This window comes from Streptomyces sp. NPDC007971, from assembly GCF_042958635.1.
Classification (GTDB): domain Bacteria; phylum Actinomycetota; class Actinomycetes; order Streptomycetales; family Streptomycetaceae; genus Streptomyces.
Genome location: NZ_JBIBJK010000006.1, coordinates 297,176 through 316,600, shown reverse-complemented (window position 1 = coordinate 316,600; position 19,425 = coordinate 297,176). Strand labels below are relative to the sequence as shown.

Genomic DNA, 19,425 nt, shown 5'->3' with positions numbered 1-19,425 from the left:
CCGAACGGTACCGCCCCCGGCCGTCGTTTGGTGAAACGACCGGGGGCGGTCCGAAGTGCCCGGTCCGTGAGGGGAATCGGACGGAAGGAACAGCGGGGTACCTACTGGCCCACTTCTCCGTAGGCGGCGAGCAGGACCGCGGGGTCCGGGCCCTCCAGGACGGTGGGCTTGGCCAGGCCGTCGAGGACGATGAAGCGCAGCAGGTCGCCCCGGGACTTCTTGTCGACCCTCATCGCCTCCAGCAGCTTGGGCCACTGGTCGTAGCGGTAGTGCAGGGGCAGGCCGACCGACTCCAGGACCGTGCGGTGGCGATCCGCCGTGGCGTCGTCCAGACGGCCCGCGAGACGGCCGAGTTCGGCGGCGAAGTGCATGCCGACCGCGACGGCCGCGCCGTGGCGCCACTTGTAGCGCTCGTTCTTCTCGATGGCGTGGCCGAGGGTGTGGCCGTAGTTGAGGATCTCGCGCAGACCGGATTCCTTCAGGTCCGAGGAGACGACGTCGGCCTTCACCCGGATCGAGCGCTCGATCAGTTCGGCCGTGTGCGGGCCCGCCGGGGTCCGGGCGGCCTCGGGGTCCGACTCGATCAGGTCGAGGATCACGGGGTCGGAGATGAAGCCGGCCTTGATGACCTCGGCGAGACCGGAGACGTAGTCGTTGACCGGCAGCGAGTCCAGCGCGGCCAGGTCGCACAGGACTCCGGCCGGCGGGTGGAAGGCACCCACCAGGTTCTTGCCCTCGGCGGTGTTGATCCCGGTCTTGCCGCCGACGGCCGCGTCCACCATGGCGAGCACGGTGGTGGGGACGGCGATCCAGCGCACCCCGCGCAGCCAGGTCGCCGCCACGAAGCCGGCCAGGTCCGTGGTCGCGCCGCCGCCGACGCCGACGATGACGTCGGTGCGGGTGAAGCCGGACTGGCCGAGCGCCTTCCAGCAGTAGGCGGCGACCTCGGCGGTCTTGGCCTCCTCGGCGTTGGGCACCTGGATGGCGACGGCCTCGTACCCCTGCTCGGCCAGGTCGGCGCGCAGGGCGTCGCCGGTCTCCGCGAGCGCCTCCGGGTGGATCACCGCGACCCGCTTGGACCTCGGGCCGATCAACCCGCCCAGTTCGCCCAGGAGTTGCCGGCCGACCAGCACCTCGTAGGGGTCGGTGCCCGCGGTGCCGGCGACCTGGATCCGGGTGACTGCCTCGCTCATGCTTCCTTCAACTCCAGTGCGTCCAACGCTGCTCGGGTGACCTCTTCGGGGGTACGGCCATCGGTCGGCACGACGGCGGTGGCGACCTCCTCGTACAGATGGCGACGGGCCTCCATCAGCTCGCGCCACTGCTTGCGCGGGTTGACCGCCAGCAAGGGGCGGGCCACGTTGAGACCGGTCCGCCTGACGGCCTCCTCGACGTCCATCGAGAGGTACACCACCCGGTGCCCTGCGAGCAGCGCGCGGGTGTCCGCGTCGAGGACCGCCCCGCCGCCGAGCGCGAGGACGCCCTCGTGCCCGCCGAGCGCGGCGTGCACCGCCCGCTTCTCGATCGCGCGGAAGGCGTCCTCGCCGTCGTCCAGGAAGATCTCGGCGATGGTGCGGCCCTCGGCCGCGACGATGTCGTCGTCGGTGTCCCGGAAGCCGGTGCCGAGCCGCTCGGCCAGCAGCCGCCCGACGGTGGACTTGCCCACACCCATCGGGCCGACCAGTACGACCGCAGGCATCGCGGTCACCGGATCCGGAGGCTGTCGAGGTAGGACTGCACGTTCCGGTGGGTCTCGGGGACGGAGTCGCCGCCGAACTTCTCCGCGACCGCGTCCGCGAGGACGAGCGCCACCATGGCCTCGGCGACGATGCCGGCGGCCGGGACGGCGCACACGTCGGAGCGCTGGTGGTGGGCCTGCGCGGCCTCACCGGTGGACACGTCGATGGTCTGCAGGGCCCGCGGCACGGTGGCGATCGGCTTCATCGCGGCACGCACCCGCAGCAGCTCGCCGGTGGTCAGGCCGCCCTCGGTGCCGCCGGAGCGCCCCGTGGCCCGCTTGATGCCCTCGGGGGTGGTGACGATCTCGTCGTGGGCCTTGGAGCCGGGCACCCGGGCCAGCTCGAAGCCGTCGCCGACCTCGACGCCCTTGATCGCCTGGATGCCCATGAGGGCGGCGGCCAGGCGGGCGTCCAGCCGGCGGTCCCAGTGCACGTGCGAGCCGAGGCCGACCGGGACGCCGTAGGCCAGCACCTCGACCACACCGCCGAGGGTGTCGCCGTCCTTGTGGGCCTGGTCGATCTCCGCGACCATCGCCTTCGACGCGTCGGCGTCCAGGCAGCGCACCGGGTCGGCGTCCAGCTTCTCGACATCGGCCGGGGTCGGGTAGACGCCGTAGGGGGCCTTCGCGGCGGCCAGCTCGACGACGTGGGAGACGATCTCGATGCCGGCCGTCTCCTTCAGGTAGGAGCGGGCGACGGCGCCGAGCGCGACGCGGGCGGCGGTCTCGCGGGCCGAGGCACGCTCCAGGATCGGCCGGGCCTCGTCGAAGCCGTACTTCTGCATGCCGGCGAGGTCGGCGTGGCCGGGCCTGGGCCGGGTCAGCGGCGCGTTGCGGGCGAGGCCGGCGAGGATCTCCGGGTCGACCGGGTCGGCCGCCATGACCTGCTCCCACTTGGGCCACTCGGTGTTCCCCACCATGATCGCGACCGGGGAGCCGAGAGTGAGGCCGTGCCGGACGCCGCCCAGGAACGTGACCTCGTCGCGCTCGAACTTCATCCGTGCACCGCGGCCATAGCCGAGCCGCCGCCGCGCCAGGTGGTCGACCACCATCTCCGTGGTGATCGGCACGCCGGCGGGAAGCCCCTCCAGCGTCGCGACAAGTGCGGGACCGTGGGACTCCCCCGCGGTCAGCCAACGCAGCCTGCTCAACGGTGCTCCTCAGTGTTCGCGCCCGGTACTGCCCTGCGTACGCACGTCCTCGCGCACGGCGACGGCGCTACCGGGTGCGCGACCCCGGTCCGCCACCTCCGATCCTCCCACGTCCGGGGCGGGTGTCCGGCCGGTGGTCCAGCAGGCGGGACGCGCGGACGGCACGCGCAGGCGGGTTCAGCGGGCCGCGAGTGCCTTCTCACCGGCGTGCCGCATGGCCTCCAGGGGGGCCGGGGAGCGGCCGGTCATCTGCTCGACCTGGAGGACGGCCTGGTGGACCAGCAGATCGAGGCCGCTGACGACGGCGCCACCGAACATGGACCAGCGGGCGGCCAGCTCGGTGGGCCAGGGGTCGTAGAGCACGTCGAAGAGGGTGGCGGGACGCTCGGGTACGGCGGCGGCGAGGGCGTCGGTGGTGCCGGCGGGGGTGGTGGCGATCACCAGGGGGGCGCTCAGGGCCTGCTCCGCGTCCGCCCAGTCCGCCGTGCGGATGTCGACGTCGAGCCGTTCGCCCCACCGGCGCATCTCGGCGGCGCGGGCCTCGCTGCGGACATAGGCGACGACCTCGCCGGTGCAGATCCGGGCGAGCGCGGCCAGCGCCGAGGAGGCGGTGGCACCGGCGCCGAGGATCGCGGCGGAGTCGACCTGTTCGATGCCGTGCTCACGCAGGGCGGCAACTATGCCTGGGATGTCGGTGTTGTCCCCGAGGCGGCGTCCGTCCTCGGTGAAGACCACCGTGTTGACGGCGTCGACCGAGGCGGCGGTCTCGCTGACCTCGTCCACCAGCGGGATGACCGCCCGCTTGAGCGGCATGGTCAGCGACAGCCCCGCCCACTGCGGACCGAGCTTTTCGAGGAAGCCGGGCAGGGCGGCCTCGTCGACCTCGAAGCGGTCGTACGACCAGTCGGTGAGCCCGAGCGCGTCGTAGGCCGCCCGGTGCAGCACCGGCGAGAGGGAGTGGGCGATGGGCGAACCGAGCACGGCGGCCCGGCGGGCGTCAGTTGCCCGAGCTTTCATTGAACTTGTCCTTGAGCTTGTTGAATTCTGCCAACGTCTTGGCGAATTCGGTGTTGCTCACGCCGTCGGTCGCCACGAAATAGATCCAGCCGTCGTGCGTCGGATTCAGCGCCGCCCTCATCGCGTCCTCACCGGGGTTGCCGATCGGACCGGGCGGAAGGCCCTTGTGGGTGTAGGTGTTGTACGGGTTCAGGTTGCCGTGGATCTCCTTCTCGGAGATACGGATATTGCTCGTGCCCTTGAGGTAGTTGTACGTCGAGTCGAACTGCAGCAGCTGGTTCGTCTCGGTGTTGGTGGGCTTGAGGCGGTTGTAGACCACTTCCGCCATCTTGCGGAAGTCGTCGTGGGTCTTGCCCTCCGCCTGGACCAGGCTCGCGACCGTGACGAGCTGGAATGCGTTCTGCAGGCCGAGCGCCTTCGCCTTGCCCGGCAGGTCGTAGGCGGCGTACCTGGACTTGGCCTGGGTGATCATCTGTTTCAGGACGGCGTCGGGCTTCATGCCCTTGGCGGCCGGATAGGTACCCGGGTAGAGGAAGCCCTCCAGCGGGTCCCTGACACCGCTGCCGGCCTGTACCCAGCTCGGCAGGCCGAGCGTCTTGTAGGACGTCTTGACGAACTTCTGTGTCGAACCCGCGGAAACGTCGAGCTGTTTGTCGATGGCCTGGTATACCTCGGAATTGCGCTCGCCCGGCTTGACGAGCACATTGCTCTGACTGCTCGGATCGAGCATCAGCTGCACGGCACTCGCGGCGGACATCTCCTTCTTCATGAGATAGGCGCCGGCCTGAATGGTTCCCCCTTTGGGGATCTCCTTCTGTGCGTGCACGAACGCATCGGCGCTCTTGACGACCCCGGCCTCCTGCAGACGGCGGCCGATCTCCCAGCCTCCCGCGCCCTTGGGGATCTCGACGGTCACCTTCGCGCTGGTGCCGCTGCCCGCATAGTCCGGGGCCGCGCCGAAACGATTTTGGTAGAACTTGTAGCCGAAATATCCGACGGTGCCGAGGCCTCCGCCGAAGACGAGCACCACCACCATGCAGGCGCAGCCGGTGCGGCGTTTCTTGCTCTTGACCGGTTTTCGGCCACGGCGGTCACCACGGCCGGACCGGCTCTCCGCCTCGTCGTCGTCATCCTCGTCATCGCCGCCGCCCGCGAAGAAGGCGTGCTCGCCCTGGTCCTCGCCCGGGTCCCAGCCGGTCTCCGGGTCGGGGCCCGGACCCGTCCGCGGGCCCGGCTCCGGCTCCGGTTCCGGCTCGGGGCGCCTGCGGCCGGGCGGCTGGGGCGGCGGGTAGGCGTCCTCGGTGCCGTAGAAGTCGGGCTGCTGTGCACCGTAGGCCGCGGCCTGCTGGCCGTAGGGGTCGCCCGGGTCGGCGGCGTACGGGACATGGCCATGGGTGCCGGTCGCATCCCAGCCACCCTGGGGGTACTGCTGCTGGGCCTGCGCCGCGTACTGCTGCTCCTGTCCGGCGTACTGCTGGCCGTAGTGCGATCGGCCCTGTTCGTCGTAGTACTGGTGCTGCTGCTGGCCGTACCCGGGCTGCTGCTCCTGGGTCCAGTCGCCGTACTGCGGCTGCGGGTACTGCTGCTGTGGCTGGCCGCCGTAGGGGGGCTGCTGACCCGCGTGGGTCTGCTGCCCTCCCCATCCGCCGTCCCCGTACAACGGGTCCTCCGGATGCCACGGTTCGGAGCCTGCGCCCCGGCCATACTCAGTCATCGATCCCCTAGAGCCGCGAGGCCGACGGTCGCGCGACCCGTGGACCGGCTTCCGTTCCGCCTCTTGCTGTGCGGTGGCTGTTCGAACACCGCCGCATCGCGCGGAACGTTACCGTATCGCGATCAGATGACCACTTCGACGCCCTCGCCGGGTGCTTTACCTGACACCCGTTCGGATTCGAGGGCCTGCTGGAGAATGATGACGGCCGCGGCCTGGTCGATGACGGCCCGGCCCTTTTTGGATTTCACGCCCGAGGCACGTAGTCCCTGACTGGCCGTCACGGTCGTCATCCGCTCGTCCACCAGGCGCACCGGTACGGGCTGGATGCCTTTGGCCAGGTCCTGGGCGAAGGCGCGGACCTTGACCGCGGCCGGGCCCTCGCCCCCCTTGAGGGAACGAGGGAGTCCGACGACGACCTCGATGGGTTCGTACTCCTCCACCAGCTGACGCAACCGGCGGTGGGCGGCGGGGATGTCCCGGCCGGGGACGGTCTCCACCGGTGTGGCGAGAATCCCATCGGGGTCGCACGACGCGACCCCGATCCGGGCATCCCCGACGTCGATCGAGAGCCGACGTCCTCTGCGCATTTCCGACCGTTTCCTTACTTGGCTGTCACTTGGCGGTCTCGGCGACGAGACGCTCGACGGCCTCGACGGCCTCGCCGACGGCGGCCGGGTTCTGGCCGCCGCCCTGGGCGACGTCCGGCTTGCCGCCACCGCCGCCGCCGAGCGTCTTGGCGGCGGTGCGGACCAGCTCGCCGGCCTTGAGACCACGCTCACGGGCGGCCTCGTTGGTGGCGATGACCGTCAGCGGCTTGCCGTTGTTGACCGTGAACAGGGCGACCACGGCGGCCCGGCCGCCCTGGATGCGGCCGCGCACGTCGAGGACCAGCTTGCGCAGGTCGTCCGGGGTGGTGCCGTCCGGGACCTGGCCGGTGACCAGAGCGATGCCCCTGACGTCCTTGGCGGACTCGGCGAGACCGGCGGCGGCCTGCAGCACCTTCTCGGCGCGGAACTTCTCGATCTCCTTCTCGGCGTCCTTCAGCTTGCCGAGCATGGCGGAGACCTTCTCCGGAAGCTCCTCCGGACGGCCCTTGATCAGCTCCTGGAGCTGGGCGACGACCGTGTGCTCACGGGCGAGGAAGTTGTACGCGTCCACACCGACGAGAGCCTCGATACGGCGGACGCCCGAGCCGATGGACGACTCTCCGAGCAGCTTCACCAGGCCCAGCTGGGAGGTGTTGTGCACATGCGTGCCGCCGCACAGCTCCTTGGAGAAGTCGCCGATGGTCACCACGCGGACCCGCTCGCCGTACTTCTCGCCGAACTCGGCGATGGCACCCTGCTTCTTGGCCTCGTCGATGCCCATGACCTCGGCGTGCACGTCGAGGTCGCGGGCGAGCACCTCGTTGATCTTCTGCTCGACGTCGGTCATCACGGCCGTCGGGACGGCGGAGGGGGAGCCGAAGTCGAAACGGAAGCGACCGGGCTGGTTCTCGGAACCGGCCTGGGCGGCCGTCGGGCCGAGGGCGTCGCGCAGGGCCTGGTGGGTGAGGTGCGTGGCCGAGTGGGCGCGGGCGATGGCCGTGCGGCGACGGGAGTCGATCGAGGCGTGGGCCTTGGCGCCGACGGTCACCTCGCCGACCTGGACGACGCCCTTGTGGACGTACACGCCCGGAACGGGCTTCTGGCAGTCGCGGACCTCGATCACGGCACCGGAGTCGACCTTGATGCGGCCGGTGTCGCCGATCTGGCCGCCGCCCTCGGCGTAGAACGGGGTGCGGTCCAGGACGATCTCGACCTCGTCGCCCTCGGCGGCGGCCGGGGAGGAGACGCCGTCGACCAGGATGCCGACGATCGTGGTCTCGCCCTCGGTGTCGGAGTAGCCGATGAAGTCGGTCTCGCCGGTCTTGTCGGCGATCTCGCGGTAGGCCCCGGCGCCGGCGTGCCCGGTCTTCTTGGCCTGGGCGTCGGCCTTGGCGCGCTCCCGCTGCTCCTTCATCAGGCGGCGGAAGCCCTCCTCGTCCACGGTCAGGCCCTGCTCGGCGGCCATCTCCAGGGTGAGGTCGATCGGGAATCCCCACGTGTCGTGGAGCAGGAAGGCCTTGTCGCCGGGCAGGACCTTGCTGCCGGCCTGCCTCGTCTCGGTGACGGCGGTGTCGAGGATGTTGGTGCCGGCCTTCAGCGTCTTGAGGAAGGCGTTCTCCTCGGCGACGGCGACCTTCTCGATGCGCTCGCGGTCGGTGACCAGCTCGGGGTACTGCTGGCCCATCATCCGGATCACGGTGTCGATCAGGTCGAGGACGACCGGGCCGGTGGCGCCCAGCAGGCGCATGTTGCGGATGGCGCGGCGCATGATGCGGCGCAGGACGTAGCCGCGGCCCTCGTTGCCGGGGGTGACGCCGTCGCCGATGAGCATGGTGGCCGTGCGCATGTGGTCGGTGACCACGCGCAGGGACACGTCCGAGGTGTGGGCGTCGCCGTAGCGGACGCCGGTCAGCTCGGTGGCCTTGTCGATGACGGCCATGGAGGTGTCGATCTCGTACATGTTCTGCACGCCCTGCAGAATCATGGCGAGGCGCTCCATGCCGAGGCCCGTGTCGATGTTCTTGCTCGGCAGGTCCCCGAGGATCTCGAAGTTGTCCTTGCCGATGCCCTCGCCACGCTCGTACTGCATGAAGACGAGGTTCCAGATCTCCACGTACCGCTCGTCGTTGACGGCGGGGCCGCCCTCGACGCCGAACTCGGGGCCGCGGTCGTAGTTGATCTCGGAGCAGGGGCCACAGGGTCCGGGGACGCCCATGGACCAGTAGTTGTCCTTCATGCCGAGGCGCTGGATGCGCTCCTTCGGCACGCCGACGACCTCGTGCCAGATGCGCTCGGCCTCGTCGTCGTCCTTGTAGACGGTGATCCACAGACGGTCGGGCTCCAGGCCGTAACCGCCCTTGTCCTGGGGCGTGGTGAGCAGCTCCCAGGCGTACTTGATGGCGCCTTCCTTGAAGTAGTCGCCGAAGGAGAAGTTGCCGCACATCTGGAAGAAGGTGCCGTGCCGGGTGGTCTTGCCGACCTCTTCGATGTCGGGCGTGCGCACGCACTTCTGCACGCTCGTGGCGCGGGCGAAGGGCGGCTTGACCTCACCCAGGAAGTAGGGCTTGAAGGGCACCATGCCGGCCGGGACGAGGAGCAGAGTCGGGTCGTCCGCGATGAGCGACGCCGAAGGGACGACGGTGTGCCCGCGCTCCTCGAAGAAGCTCAGCCAGCGGCGGCGAATCTCGGCCGACTCCATCAGTGGTCCTCATTCCGGTTGTACGAGTACGTCGTGTTCTCGATGTACTTCGGGTCGCTGCGGTTGTTCTCGATGGCGGTGTACCGCCGGGGCGCGGGGAGTTCGGGGTCGGGGTTCGCGTCGATCCCCAGCGCCTGGCCCAGCTCTGCCTCCCGCTGCGCCATGTTGTCGCGGACGTCGAGCGCGAAGCCGACCGCGCGGTCCTTCAGACGCTGGCCGGTCTCCAGAGCCTTGTTGGCCGCGGTCGCTGCCAGGCTCTGGGGGGTCAGCTGCCTCAGCTTGCGGTTGACCTTGGTGGTGGCCCAGACACCTGCGGCGACACCCGTGGTGAACCAGAACGTACGACGGAACATCGCTAGGTCTCAGTCCCTACTCTCCGCGGAGGTTTCGCTTGCGCCGCCGCGCAGCCGGCACGGTCCGGCCCACGATCACGGTACGCCTCGGTGCTTTTGCGGGCACGTCCTCCTGGCGGCCGCCCAGGGCCCGGCGCACCCCGTAGCCGAAGGCCGCGACCTTGACCAGCGGGCCGCCGAAGGTGGAGGCGACGGTGGTCGAGAGCGCGGAGGCGTTCGACGTGACCTCCTGGACGTCGGAGGCGATCGCGTCGACCCGGTCGATCTGGGTCTGCGCGGAACGCACGGTCGCGGAGGCGTCGGCGAGCAGCGGGACGGCCTGCTCGGTCACGTCCGCGACGAGCTTGGTGGTCGCCTTGAGCGTCTGGGCCAGCCTCGCCAGTGCGACGGCGAGGAAGGAGACCAGGATCGCCCAGAAGACGGCCACCAGGATCCCGGCCACCTCACCACCGGACACTGTGCGCACCCGCTCCCTGAAACGTGCCTGAGCATCGAAAAGTCGTGGACCGAGCCTATCGCGCCGGGCGTGGGGCTCCGTACCGGATTACCGTCGGCCGACGGTGGAGTTATGGGAAGCGATTGTACGGAATGAATACACTTCAGTACGCTCCGTGTCCCATGCGAGGTCCTCAGCGCCCGGGCTCCCCGGCGGACGGCAATCTGCCCCCGGAACTCACCGCGTTCATCGGGCGCTCGGCCGAACTCGCCGGGCTGGCCGAGACGATGGAGACCACCCGGCTGGTGACCGTGACCGGGGTCGGCGGAGTGGGCAAGTCCCGGCTGGCCGTCCGGGCGGCGTCACGGTCGGCGGACCGGCACGAGGTGTGGGGGGTGGAGCTGGCGTCGGTGCGGGATCCGCAGTTCGTGGAGTACGCGGCCGTGGAGGCGCTGGGTCTGACCGACCACACCACCCGGCTGCCCCGTCAGACCCTGCTCGACCGGCTCGGCGGCCGGCCCGTCCTGCTCGTCCTGGACGGCTTCGAGCACCTGGTGGAGGCCTGTGCCGAGCTGGTGGCCGAGCTGCTGCGCAAACTGCCGGAGCTGCGGGTGCTGGCGGCGGGACGGCGTCCGCTGGGGCTGGCGTGCGAGCGGATCTTCCCGCTGGCCCCGCTCGGTGCGGACGAGGCGGTGGAGCTGTTCGCGGACCGGGCCGGGCAGCAGGGGGTGGACGTCGGCGACGGGCCGGCCGTGCGCGAGCTGTGTGCACGGCTCGAGGGGATCCCGCTGGCTCTGGAGCTGGCCGCCGGGCGGCTGCGGGCCCTGTCCCCGGCACAGCTGCTGGAGCGCCTCGACGACAGGTTCCGGCTGCTCACCGGCGGCGGCCGGGACGCGTTACCCCGCCACCAGGCGCTGCGCACGGCGATCGGCTGGAGCCATGAGCTGTGCACGCCGGCCGAACGGCTGCTGTGGGCGCGGCTCTCCGTGTTCGCGCAGACCTTCGACCTGGAGGCGGCCGAGTACGTGTGCAGCGGGGACGGGCTGCCCGCCGAGGACGTCCTCGACGTGCTCGCCGAGCTGCTCGCCCAGTCGGTCCTGGCCCGCGAGGAGACCCCGACGGGCCCCCGCTACCGGATGCTGGACACCGTCCGGGCCTATGGCGCCGACTGGCTGGAGGCGGCCGGGGACGCGCCACGGCTGCGGCGCCGGCACCGTGACTGGTACCTGGGCCTGGCGACCTGGTGCGAGCTGGACTGGTTCTCGCCGCGGCAGCGCGAGGTGGCCGCGCGCGTGGAGGCCGAGCTGCCGAACCTGCGGGCCGCCCTGGAGTTCTGCCTGACCGAGCCGGAGGAAGCGCATCTGGGGCAGTACCTGGCGGGCTCGCTGTGGTTCTGCTGGGCGGGCTGCGGGCGGCTGTCGGAGGGGCGGCGCTGGCTGGAGCGCAGTGTGGGGCTGGAGTCGGGGTACGAGCAGTCCCGGCTGAAGGCGCTGTGGGTCCTCGGTTACGTGGCGATCCTGCAGGGCGACACCGTGCCGGCGCTGGCGGCGCTGCGGGAATGCCGTGAGCAGGCGGAACGGGCCGCGGACGGGACGGCGGTGGCGTACGCGGAGCACCGCACCGGCTGTCTGGCCCTGGTCACGGACGACATGGCAGGGGCAGAGACGCTGCTGCGGTCGGCGCTGGAGCGCTACCGGGAGATCGGCGAGCTGAACAGCAACGTCCTGATGGGCCAGGTGGAGCTGGCGATGGCGCTGGCGTTCCAGGGGGACCTGGCGGACGCGGTGCGGCTGTGCGAGGACGTGCGCCGGGTGTGCGAGGACCACGGGGAGCGGTGGGCACGCTCGTACGCGCTGTACGTGCTGGCGTACGCGGCCTGGCGGGACGGGGATCCGGCCGTCGCGCGGGACCTGCTCACGGACTGTCTGGAGAATGCGCACGCCTTCCACGACCTGCTCGGCTCGGTGCTGGCCATCGAGCTGCTGGCCCTGGTCACGGCGTCGCTGGGCGACCCGGCCGAGGCGGCGGTGCTGCAGGGTGCCGCGGCGCGGCTGTGGCCGTCGGTGGGGCTGCCGTTGTTCGGCTCGGCGCACTACAACGCCCCGCACGAGCTGTGCGAGGCCACGGCTCGGAAGGCCCTGGGCGACGCGCGGTACGAGGAGCGGGTGCGCGAGGGGGCGGGCCTCGAACGGGAGACGGCCGTGGCCCGGGCGCTGGGGGGCGGCGGTGTGCAGCCGCTGCCGGGGCTGCCCGCGCCCCGCGGACCTGTGCCGCGGGACTCCGGCGGCTCCGGCGGCTCCGGCGGCTCCGGCGGCTCCGGGAAACGCGAACCCGCCGCCTCGCCCACCCGGAAGGGCGGGGAGACGGCGGGCTGAGATGCTACGCCGGGGCCGGGATCAGCGGGCGTAGTACTCGACGACGAGCTGCTCGTCGCAGATCACCGGGATCTCCTTGCGGTTCGGCTCGCGGTCCAGGCGGAACGCCAGGGCCTTGAGGTTCACCTGCAGGTAGCGCGGGGTCTCGCCGTCGGGGGCGAAGCCACCCTCACGGGCGACCTGGAAGAGCGTCTTGTCCTTGGAGCGGTCGCGGACCTGCACGACGTCGTCCGGGCGGACGCGGAAGGACGGCTTGTCGACCTTCTGACCGTTGACCTGGATGTGGCCGTGGACGACCATCTGGCGGGCCTGGTAGATCGTGCGGGCGATGCCCGAACGCAGGACCAGCGCGTCGAGACGACGCTCCAGCTCGATGATCAGGGCCTCACCGGTCTTGCCCTGGACCTTGGAGGCACGCTCGTAGGCGCGGACGAGCTGGCGCTCGGACACGTCGTACTGCGCGCGCAGACGCTGCTTCTCGAGCAGACGGACCTTGTAGTCCGAGTTCTGCTTGCGGCCGCGGCCGTGCTCACCCGGCGGGTAGGGGCGGGCCTCGAAGTACTTGACGGCCTTCGGGGTCAGCGCGATGCCGAGGGCACGCGACTTCTTGACCTTGGGGCGGGACTGGTTCGCCATGGAACCGACACCTCGTGTTTCTTATACGAATACGGCTTCACCAGGGTTAGGGGAGGTCGCATCCGCAGCCGGGGAAACCCGCCTGGTCCGTTGCCGGGCCGGGTGGGCAGCCGCTCCCCTGGTCTGGGCACATACGTGCAGCACGCGAGTGGCCCACCGACCTCTCCCGGAGCTCCGGGTGGTGGTGGGCTGCCCGCGACACCATGCGATGGTGCGCGACGCTCCTGGAGATCCTGGCGGACCAGGTCTCCGGCTGGATGTCCCGCTCTGGTGAGCCGGCTCCTCGTTTGAGGGACCGGACACGGGACTCAGCACTCCGCGGCAGTCTACAGGGCGGTCAGGACCGCCTGCGACCGAGGTGCTTTCTCGTCCATTCCACCGCGTCCGCGTACCGCGCCTCCGCGCCGTGGCGGGTGGGTGTGTAGTACTCGCGGTCCTCGATGGCGTCCGGGGCGTACTGCTGCTGGGCGATCCCCTCGGGCAGGTCGTGCGGGTACACGTAGCCCTGGGCGTGGCCGAGCTTGGCGGCGCCCTTGTAGTGCCCGTCGCGCAGGTGCGGCGGGACCGGTCCCGTGAGCCCCTTGCGCACGTCCTCCATCGCGGCGCCGATCGCCGTCGTCGCGGAGTTGGACTTGGGAGCCAGCGCCAGGGCGATGGTGGCGTGGCTGAGGGTGAGGGCGGCCTCGGGGAAGCCGATCATGGCGACGGCCTGGGCGGCCGCGACCGCGATGGACAGGGCGTTCGGATCGGCCAGGCCGATGTCCTCGCTGGCGGAGATCATCAGGCGGCGGGCGATGAAGCGGGGGTCCTCACCGGCCTCGATCATGCGGGCCAGGTAGTGCAGGGCGGCGTCGACGTCGGAGCCACGGATGGACTTGATGAGGGCGCTGGCGACGTCGTAGTGCTGGTCGCCGTCGCGGTCGTACTTCACGGCGGCCCGGTCGACGGTCTGCTCCAGGGTCTGGAGGCCGATCTCCGGCTCGCCCTTGTCGAGGGCGGCTCCGGCCGCGGCCTCCAGGGCCGTCAGGGCGCGGCGGGCGTCACCGCCGGCGATGCGCAGCAGATGCTCCTCGGTGTCCTCGGGGAGCACGACGGCGCCCTTGAGGCCGCGCTCGTCCGCGAGGGCGCGGCGCAGCAGCCCGCGGACGTCGTCGTCGGTGAGGGGTTCGAGCGTGAGCAGCAGGGAGCGGGAGAGCAGCGGGGAGATCACCGAGAAGTACGGGTTCTCCGTGGTCGCCGCGATCAGGGTCACCCAGCGGTTCTCGACCGCCGGGAGGAGGGAGTCCTGCTGGGCCTTGCTGAAGCGGTGGATCTCGTCCAGGAAGAGGACGGTCTCCTTACCGAAGCCGCCGGTGGCGCGGCGGGCGCCGTCGATGACCGCACGGACCTCCTTGACGCCCGCGGTGATGGCGGACAGTTCCACGAACCGCTTGTCGGTGGCCTTGGAGACGACGTAGGCGAGGGTCGTCTTGCCCGTGCCGGGCGGGCCCCACAGGATCACCGAGGATGGTCCGGCGGGACCGCCGCTGCCCTCGCCGACCAGCCGGCGCAGGGGTGAGCCGGGTTTGAGGAGATGCTGCTGGCCCACCACCTCGTCGAGTGTGCGCGGGCGCATCCGCACCGCCAGGGGACTGCCTGCCGGGTCCTTCTCCTGGCGTTCTTCTGCTGCGGCGGTGAAGAGGTCGGGTTCCACGCTGAAACCCTAAGACACGGCACTGACAACGCCGTGCGGTCCGGGGCCGGCCCCGGGAGCAGGCCGGGTTTTCTCGATCAGGCCCAGAGCTGGCTGCCCCAGCGGGTCAGGATCAGCATGGCGATGATGCCGCAGTGCGTGACCGGCAGCACCCACGTGAACTCGCCCAGGAAGGACTTCAGCCAGCGCGGGGACGGAAGGAAGTCGTTGCGGACGTTGAAGGAGGTGACGTACCAGAACATGGTGATCGTGGCGGCCCAGGCCAGCGAGCACCACAGGCACAGGGCGTTGATCCGGTACAGGGACTCGAACTGCAGCCAGGTGACGAAGCAGACCCCGAAGAGGGTGCCGAAGTTGAAGGTCAGCCAGTACCAGCGCGGGAAGCGCGCCCGGGCCAGCAGGCTCATGCCGACACAGATCACGATGCCGTAGCAGACCAGTCCGAGCATCGGGTTCGGGAACCCGAAGACGGCCGCCTGCTTGCTCTCCATCACGCTGCCGCAGGACACGACCGGGTTCACGCTGCAACCGGGCGTGAAGGTCTTGCCCGCGACCTTGGCCTCGAGGATCTTGAACTTGTCGATCGTGATGACCCAGGCGGCGAGCAGTCCGGCCGCGCCGGTGATCACCAGCAGCAGGGCGAAGGCCCGGCTGCCGCCCACCGCGCGGGGCGCCTCGGTCGCACGCTCGGGCTCGGGCTCCGTGGAGACGTCTTTGACTGTCGTCTTGCTCATCACGCCGATTCCGTCACTTGAGAGTTGGACCATCTTCCGGCAGGGGTTCATTGTGCCGCACCCGCCTCTGTGTCCACCGTTCGATGGACATAAGGAGGTACGCACGATGGTCACGGAGCGTTCGGTTCCGGCCGATGCTCAAAGGCATGACAGCACACGCGAACGAACTCGCGGTGCACGTACGGGGGCTGCGCAAGCAGTACGCGGACGTGACCGCGGTGGACGGCATCGATCTCGGCATCCGGCGCGGTGAGGTGTTCGGCCTGCTCGGACCCAACGGGGCGGGCAAGAGCACCACGTCGAGATACTCCAGGGCAACCGGTCGCGGGACGCGGGCGAGATCTCGGTCCTCGGGACGGACCCGGCGACGGGCACGCGCGCGTGGAGGTCCCGTGTGGGAATCGTCTGGCAGGACGAATCGGCGCCTGCCGAATTGACGGTCCGCGAGACGGTACGGCACTTCGCCCGCTACTACCCGCGGCCGCGTGACTCCGAGGAGGTCATCGGCCTGGTCGGGCTCGGGACCAAGGCGAACAGCCGGGTCAAGACCCTCTCCGGCGGCCGGCGGCGCCGCCTCGACGTGGCGCTCGGCGTGATCGGCGGCCCCGAGCTGCTGCTCCTGGACGAGCCGACCACCGGATTCGACCCGGCCGCCCGGCACCGGTTCTGGGACCTGATCCGGCTGCTCGCCGACGAGGGCACCACGATCCTGCTGACCACGCACTACCTGGAGGAGGCCGAGGCACTCGCGGGCCGGCTCGCGGTCGTCGCCCGAGGCCGGGTGGTCGCCGAGGGCGGGCCCGGTGAGCTGCGCGAGCGGTACGGCACCGGCGCCACCGTCACCTGGACCGAACCCGACGGCTCCACGCGCGTGGAGCACACCCACACCCCCACGAGGACCGTCGCCGCCCTGCTGAGCCGTTTCGACGGCGAGATCCCGGGCCTGACGGTGACCCGCCCCACCCTGGAGGACGTCTACCTCCGGCTGACCGGCCAGGAGGCCGCACGATGACCACGACCGCCGTACGGACGGCTGCCCGCGGGTCCGCCGGATCCCTGCCCGGCGCCTGGACGCTCGGACTGCTGCGGGGCGGCCTGGAGATCAGGCAGTTCTTCCGGCAGCGCGAGCAGGTGGTGTTCACCTTCTCCTTCCCGGTGGTGTTCCTGTTCCTGTTCGCCTCGATCTTCCACGACGACGTCCGGGGCAGCGGCGTGAGCGCTCGCAGCTGTACGTGCCCGCCATGATGGCCTCCGGGATCATGTCCACGAGCTTCCAGTCGCTGGGCATCTCCATCGCCGTCGAACGCGACGAGAAGGTGCTGCGGCGGCTGCGCGGCACACCGATGCCGTCGGCGGCCTACTTCCTGGGCAAGATATGGCTCGTTCTGTTCACCGGTGTGCTGGAGACGGCAATCCTGCTGTTCGTGGGCACCGCCTTCTACGACGTCCGCCTGCCGACCGACGCCGGGCGCTGGTTCGACTTCGCGTGGATCTTCGTGCTGGGCCTGACCGCGTGCGCACTGCTCGGCATCGCGATCAGCTCGGTGCCCACATCGGCGAAGAGCGCCAGCTCCGTCGTCGTCCTCCCCTTCCTGGTGCTCCAGTTCGTCTCCGGGGTCTACATCTCCATCGGCACCCTCCCCGGCTGGATGCTCGACATCGGTGCCCTGTTCCCGCTCAAGTGGCTGTGCCAGGGGCTGCGCGGGGTGTTCCTGCCGGACTCCGCGCGGGTCCTGGAACAGGCCGGCAGCTGGGAGTTCGGTCGGATCGCGCTGGTGCTTGCAGCCTGGTGCGTCGGAGGATTGGTCCTGTGCCTGCTTACCTTCCGGTGGAACCGGCGCGAGGGGTGAGCGGTCCGGGCCGGGCACGGGAGGCGGACGCCTGGGACCGGACGATCCGGTACTGGGACGCCTACTTCGCCGTGGCCTGGACGGGCACGCTCGCCTTCGTCCTCGACGCGGCGCACCCGGGCCTGCCGGTCCGGGCCGCCGCGGCAGGGCTGCTGGTGCCGCTGGTGCCCTGTCGAGCAGAGCCCGGAACGGGCCGAGCTGATCGCCGAGTTGGACGCCAGCCGGCACGAGATCTCCCGGCTGTCGGCCGCGCACGGCGCGCTCGCCGAACGCGAACGGCTGGCCAGAGAGATCCACGACACGCTCGCGCAGGGTTTCACCAGCCTGCTGATGCTCGTCCAGGCCGTGGAGGCGGAACTGGACTCCGACCTCCCACAGGCCCGCCGCCACCTGGCCCTGATGGACGAGACGGCCCGCCGCAACCTCGCCGAGGCGCGGGCCCTGGTGGCCGGCGGCGCACCCGCCGATCTGGCGGGCGCCTCCCTGCCGGACGCGCTGGCACGGCTGGCCGCCCGGCACGAGGCCCCGCTGGACGTGACCGGTCCGGTGCGCACGCTCCCGGCCGGCATCGAGGTGGTGACCCTGCGCTCCTGCCAGGAGGCACTGACCAACGCCCGCAGGCACACGGGGAGTTCGGCGGCCGTGCACGTGGCTCTCGCCTACACCGACGACACGGTGACCGTCACCGTGCACGACGACGGCCGGGGCTTCGACCCCGCCGCCCAGTCCGGCGGCTACGGTCTTGCCGGGCTGCGCGCCCGCCCCGAACTCCCCCGTCTGTCGGCCCGCGAGACCGCGGTCCTGCGCCTGGTGGCGGACGGCTGCACCAACGCGGAGATCGGACGGCGCCTGTTCATCGGCGAGTCGACGGTGAAGACCCACCTGCTGCGGATCTTCGGGAAGCTCGGCGTGGACGACCGTACCGCGGCCGTCACCAGCGCCCTGCGACACGGACTGCTCGACCACTGAGCGTCACGGCCACTGAGAGCACTGAGCCCCGGCCGCTGAGACTCGGTCACTGAGGCCGCGGGGAGTCGACCACTGAGAAGGGCGCCGGAGAAGTCCGGCGCCCTTCGTGCGGCTTGCTGTGGCCGGCCGGCCGCGACCGAGTGGCCGCCCCGGGCCTCTGCGACCGACCGGGACGCGGCTCCGTCACCGGGCCGGGCCTCTGCGGCTAGCCGAGCCGCGACTCCAGCTCCGCCACGATCTCGTTCACGCCGATCGCCGTCTGCTCGCCGGACTCCATGTCCTTGAGCTGGACGACGCCCTCGGCGAGGTCACGCTCGCCGGCGACGATCGCGTAGCGGGCCCCGCTGCGGTTGGCGTTCTTCATCGCGCCCTTCAGGCCCTTGCCGCCGTAGGAGAAGTCGGCGGCGACACCGGCCTTGCGCAGCTCGGTGACCTTCCCGAACAGCACCCGGCGGGCCTCCTCGCCCAGCGGCACCGCATAGACGCTGGTCGCGGCCGGGATGCCCAGCTCCACACCCTCGGCCTCCAGGGCGAGGACCGTGCGGTCGACACCGAGCGCCCAGCCCACCGACGGCAGCGCGGGACCGCCGATCATCTCCGACAGGCCGTCGTAGCGGCCGCCGCCGCCCACCGCGGACTGCGAGCCCAGGCCGTCGTGCACGAACTCGAAGGTGGTGCGGGTGTAGTAGTCGAGACCGCGCACCAGCCTCGGGTCGTCCTCGAAGGCCACGCCCGCCGCGGTGATCAGCTCGCGGACCTCCTCGTGGTACGCCTTGCAGGCGTCGCACAGGTAGTCGCGCAGCACCGGGGCGCCGCCCAGCTGCCGCTGGACCGACTCCCGCTTGTCGTCGAGCACCCGCAGCGGGTTGATCTCGGCGCGGCGCCGGGTGTCCTCGTCGAGGTCGAGGCCGCGCAGGAAGTCCTGGAGGGCGGCCCGGTACACCGGACGGCACTCCTTGTCGCCCAGGCTGTTCAGCAGGATGCGGAAGTTGCTGAGCCCCAGGGAGCGGTACGCCTGGTCGGCCAGGATGATCAGCTCGGCGTCCAGCGCCGGGTCCTCGGCGCCGATCGCCTCGGCACCGACCTGGGAGAAGTGCCGGTAGCGGCCCTTCTGGGGGCGCTCGTAGCGGTAGTACGAGCCGGAGTACCAGAGCTTGACCGGGAGGTTGCCCGTCTTGTGCAGGTTGGCCTCCAGGGCCGCCCGCAGGACGGACGCCGTGCCCTCGGGCCGCAGGGCCAGCTTGTCGCCGCCCTTGGTCTCGAAGGCGTACATCTCCTTGGTCACGATGTCGGTGGACTCACCGACGCCGCGTGCGAACAGTTCGACGCTCTCGAAACCGGGGGTCTCGATGTAGCCGTAGCCGGAGTTGCGCAGCGGGGCCGCGATCGCCTCGCGGACCGCCAGGTACTTGGCGGAGTCCGGCGGGATCAGGTCGTAGGTGCCCTTGGGGGCCTGGAAGGTACTCACGAAGCT

At 70.9% G+C, this 19,425-nt stretch carries 14 protein-coding genes and 3 pseudogenes; 4 read left to right on the top strand and 13 right to left on the bottom strand.

Annotated features, from left to right (window positions below; all coding sequences use genetic code 11):
• Positions 1-101: 101 nt before the first annotated feature.
• The 9 genes from aroB to ACFZCP_RS15265 all read right to left on the bottom strand — a co-directional run bounded on the left by aroB (position 102) and on the right by ACFZCP_RS15265 (position 9,724).
• Positions 102-1,193 carry a 3-dehydroquinate synthase gene (gene aroB, locus ACFZCP_RS15305; RefSeq protein ID WP_391427501.1) on the bottom strand — a complete coding sequence of 364 codons (1,092 nt, stop codon included), beginning with the start codon at positions 1,191-1,193 and terminating at the stop codon, positions 102-104.
• Entirely contained in the window at positions 1,190-1,699 is a 510-nt protein-coding gene (locus ACFZCP_RS15300) for a shikimate kinase (RefSeq protein ID WP_391427615.1), read from the bottom strand. The genes aroB and ACFZCP_RS15300 overlap by 4 nt, the downstream gene beginning before the upstream one ends.
• Positions 1,700-1,704: 5 nt before the next feature.
• Positions 1,705-2,889 carry a chorismate synthase gene (gene aroC, locus ACFZCP_RS15295; RefSeq protein ID WP_391427499.1) on the bottom strand — a complete coding sequence of 395 codons (1,185 nt, stop codon included), beginning with the start codon at positions 2,887-2,889 and terminating at the stop codon, positions 1,705-1,707.
• Between the two features lie 177 nt (positions 2,890-3,066).
• Positions 3,067-3,906 carry a shikimate dehydrogenase gene (locus ACFZCP_RS15290; RefSeq protein WP_391427497.1) on the bottom strand — a complete coding sequence of 280 codons (840 nt, stop codon included), beginning with the start codon at positions 3,904-3,906 and terminating at the stop codon, positions 3,067-3,069.
• Positions 3,887-5,620: an endolytic transglycosylase MltG gene (gene mltG / locus ACFZCP_RS15285; protein WP_391427495.1), complete on the bottom strand. Its 1,734-nt coding sequence runs from the start codon at positions 5,618-5,620 to the stop codon at positions 3,887-3,889. The genes ACFZCP_RS15290 and mltG overlap by 20 nt, the downstream gene beginning before the upstream one ends.
• A 122-nt stretch (positions 5,621-5,742) precedes the next feature.
• A complete protein-coding gene (gene ruvX, locus ACFZCP_RS15280; protein ID WP_362686812.1) occupies positions 5,743-6,207 on the bottom strand; it encodes a Holliday junction resolvase RuvX in 465 nt (154 codons plus the stop codon).
• Positions 6,208-6,232: 25 nt separating this feature from the next.
• On the bottom strand, positions 6,233-8,905 hold the full coding sequence (gene alaS, locus ACFZCP_RS15275; protein WP_391427492.1) for an alanine--tRNA ligase: 2,673 nt from the start codon (positions 8,903-8,905) through the stop codon (positions 6,233-6,235).
• Positions 8,905-9,258 carry a hypothetical protein gene (locus ACFZCP_RS15270; protein WP_391427490.1) on the bottom strand — a complete coding sequence of 118 codons (354 nt, stop codon included), beginning with the start codon at positions 9,256-9,258 and terminating at the stop codon, positions 8,905-8,907. Before ACFZCP_RS15270 ends, alaS begins: the two co-directional genes overlap by 1 nt.
• A gap of 16 nt (positions 9,259-9,274) precedes the next feature.
• Positions 9,275-9,724 carry a DUF948 domain-containing protein gene (locus tag ACFZCP_RS15265; protein ID WP_362686803.1) on the bottom strand — a complete coding sequence of 150 codons (450 nt, stop codon included), beginning with the start codon at positions 9,722-9,724 and terminating at the stop codon, positions 9,275-9,277.
• A 152-nt stretch (positions 9,725-9,876) separates the two neighbouring features.
• Between ACFZCP_RS15265 and ACFZCP_RS15260 the strand changes: the two genes are divergently transcribed.
• Positions 9,877-12,069, top strand: a complete 2,193-nt coding sequence (locus ACFZCP_RS15260; RefSeq protein WP_391427487.1) for an ATP-binding protein — start codon at positions 9,877-9,879, stop codon at positions 12,067-12,069.
• Between the two features lie 21 nt (positions 12,070-12,090).
• On the opposite strand, the gene rpsD is transcribed toward ACFZCP_RS15260, so the two are convergent.
• The 3 genes from rpsD to ACFZCP_RS15245 form a co-directional block, all read right to left on the bottom strand.
• On the bottom strand, positions 12,091-12,705 hold the full coding sequence (rpsD, locus tag ACFZCP_RS15255; RefSeq protein WP_108957064.1) for a 30S ribosomal protein S4: 615 nt from the start codon (positions 12,703-12,705) through the stop codon (positions 12,091-12,093).
• Between the two features lie 337 nt (positions 12,706-13,042).
• Positions 13,043-14,398 carry an AAA family ATPase gene (locus ACFZCP_RS15250; RefSeq protein WP_391427483.1) on the bottom strand — a complete coding sequence of 452 codons (1,356 nt, stop codon included), beginning with the start codon at positions 14,396-14,398 and terminating at the stop codon, positions 13,043-13,045.
• Between the two features lie 77 nt (positions 14,399-14,475).
• Complete coding sequence (locus ACFZCP_RS15245) at positions 14,476-15,132, bottom strand: vitamin K epoxide reductase family protein (protein WP_362686793.1); 657 nt, start codon at positions 15,130-15,132, stop codon at positions 14,476-14,478.
• Positions 15,133-15,278: 146 nt separating this feature from the next.
• Between ACFZCP_RS15245 and ACFZCP_RS15240 the strand changes: the two are divergent.
• The 3 pseudogenes from ACFZCP_RS15240 (at position 15,279) to ACFZCP_RS15230 (ending at position 17,951) form a co-directional block, all read left to right on the top strand.
• Positions 15,279-16,144: pseudogene (locus tag ACFZCP_RS15240) on the top strand (ABC transporter ATP-binding protein).
• Positions 16,141-16,982 (top strand): annotated as a pseudogene (locus tag ACFZCP_RS15235) (ABC transporter permease). The pseudogenes ACFZCP_RS15240 and ACFZCP_RS15235 overlap by 4 nt, the downstream one beginning before the upstream one ends.
• Positions 16,979-17,951: pseudogene (locus ACFZCP_RS15230) on the top strand (LuxR C-terminal-related transcriptional regulator). The pseudogenes ACFZCP_RS15235 and ACFZCP_RS15230 overlap by 4 nt, the downstream one beginning before the upstream one ends.
• A 205-nt stretch (positions 17,952-18,156) precedes the next feature.
• Here ACFZCP_RS15230 and hisS read toward each other — a convergent pair.
• Complete coding sequence (hisS, locus tag ACFZCP_RS15225) at positions 18,157-19,419, bottom strand: histidine--tRNA ligase (protein ID WP_391427480.1); 1,263 nt, start codon at positions 19,417-19,419, stop codon at positions 18,157-18,159.
• Positions 19,420-19,425: the final 6 nt, after the last annotated feature.

What these genes read in the sequence shown, in the direction of transcription:
- aroB (WP_391427501.1), bottom strand. Translation starts at nt 1,193, where the DNA reads ATGAGCGAGGCAGTCACCCGGATCCAGGTCGCCGGCACCGCGGGCACC.
- ACFZCP_RS15300 (WP_391427615.1), bottom strand. Translation starts at nt 1,699, where the DNA reads ATGCCTGCGGTCGTACTGGTCGGCCCGATGGGTGTGGGCAAGTCCACC.
- ACFZCP_RS15290 (WP_391427497.1), bottom strand. Translation starts at nt 3,906, where the DNA reads ATGAAAGCTCGGGCAACTGACGCCCGCCGGGCCGCCGTGCTCGGTTCG.
- mltG (WP_391427495.1), bottom strand. Translation starts at nt 5,620, where the DNA reads ATGACTGAGTATGGCCGGGGCGCAGGCTCCGAACCGTGGCATCCGGAG.
- ruvX (WP_362686812.1), bottom strand. Translation starts at nt 6,207, where the DNA reads ATGCGCAGAGGACGTCGGCTCTCGATCGACGTCGGGGATGCCCGGATC.
- alaS (WP_391427492.1), bottom strand. Translation starts at nt 8,905, where the DNA reads ATGGAGTCGGCCGAGATTCGCCGCCGCTGGCTGAGCTTCTTCGAGGAG.
- ACFZCP_RS15270 (WP_391427490.1), bottom strand. Translation starts at nt 9,258, where the DNA reads ATGTTCCGTCGTACGTTCTGGTTCACCACGGGTGTCGCCGCAGGTGTC.
- ACFZCP_RS15260 (WP_391427487.1), top strand. Translation starts at nt 9,877, where the DNA reads ATGCGAGGTCCTCAGCGCCCGGGCTCCCCGGCGGACGGCAATCTGCCC.
- rpsD (WP_108957064.1), bottom strand. Translation starts at nt 12,705, where the DNA reads ATGGCGAACCAGTCCCGCCCCAAGGTCAAGAAGTCGCGTGCCCTCGGC.
- ACFZCP_RS15245 (WP_362686793.1), bottom strand. Translation starts at nt 15,132, where the DNA reads ATGAGCAAGACGACAGTCAAAGACGTCTCCACGGAGCCCGAGCCCGAG.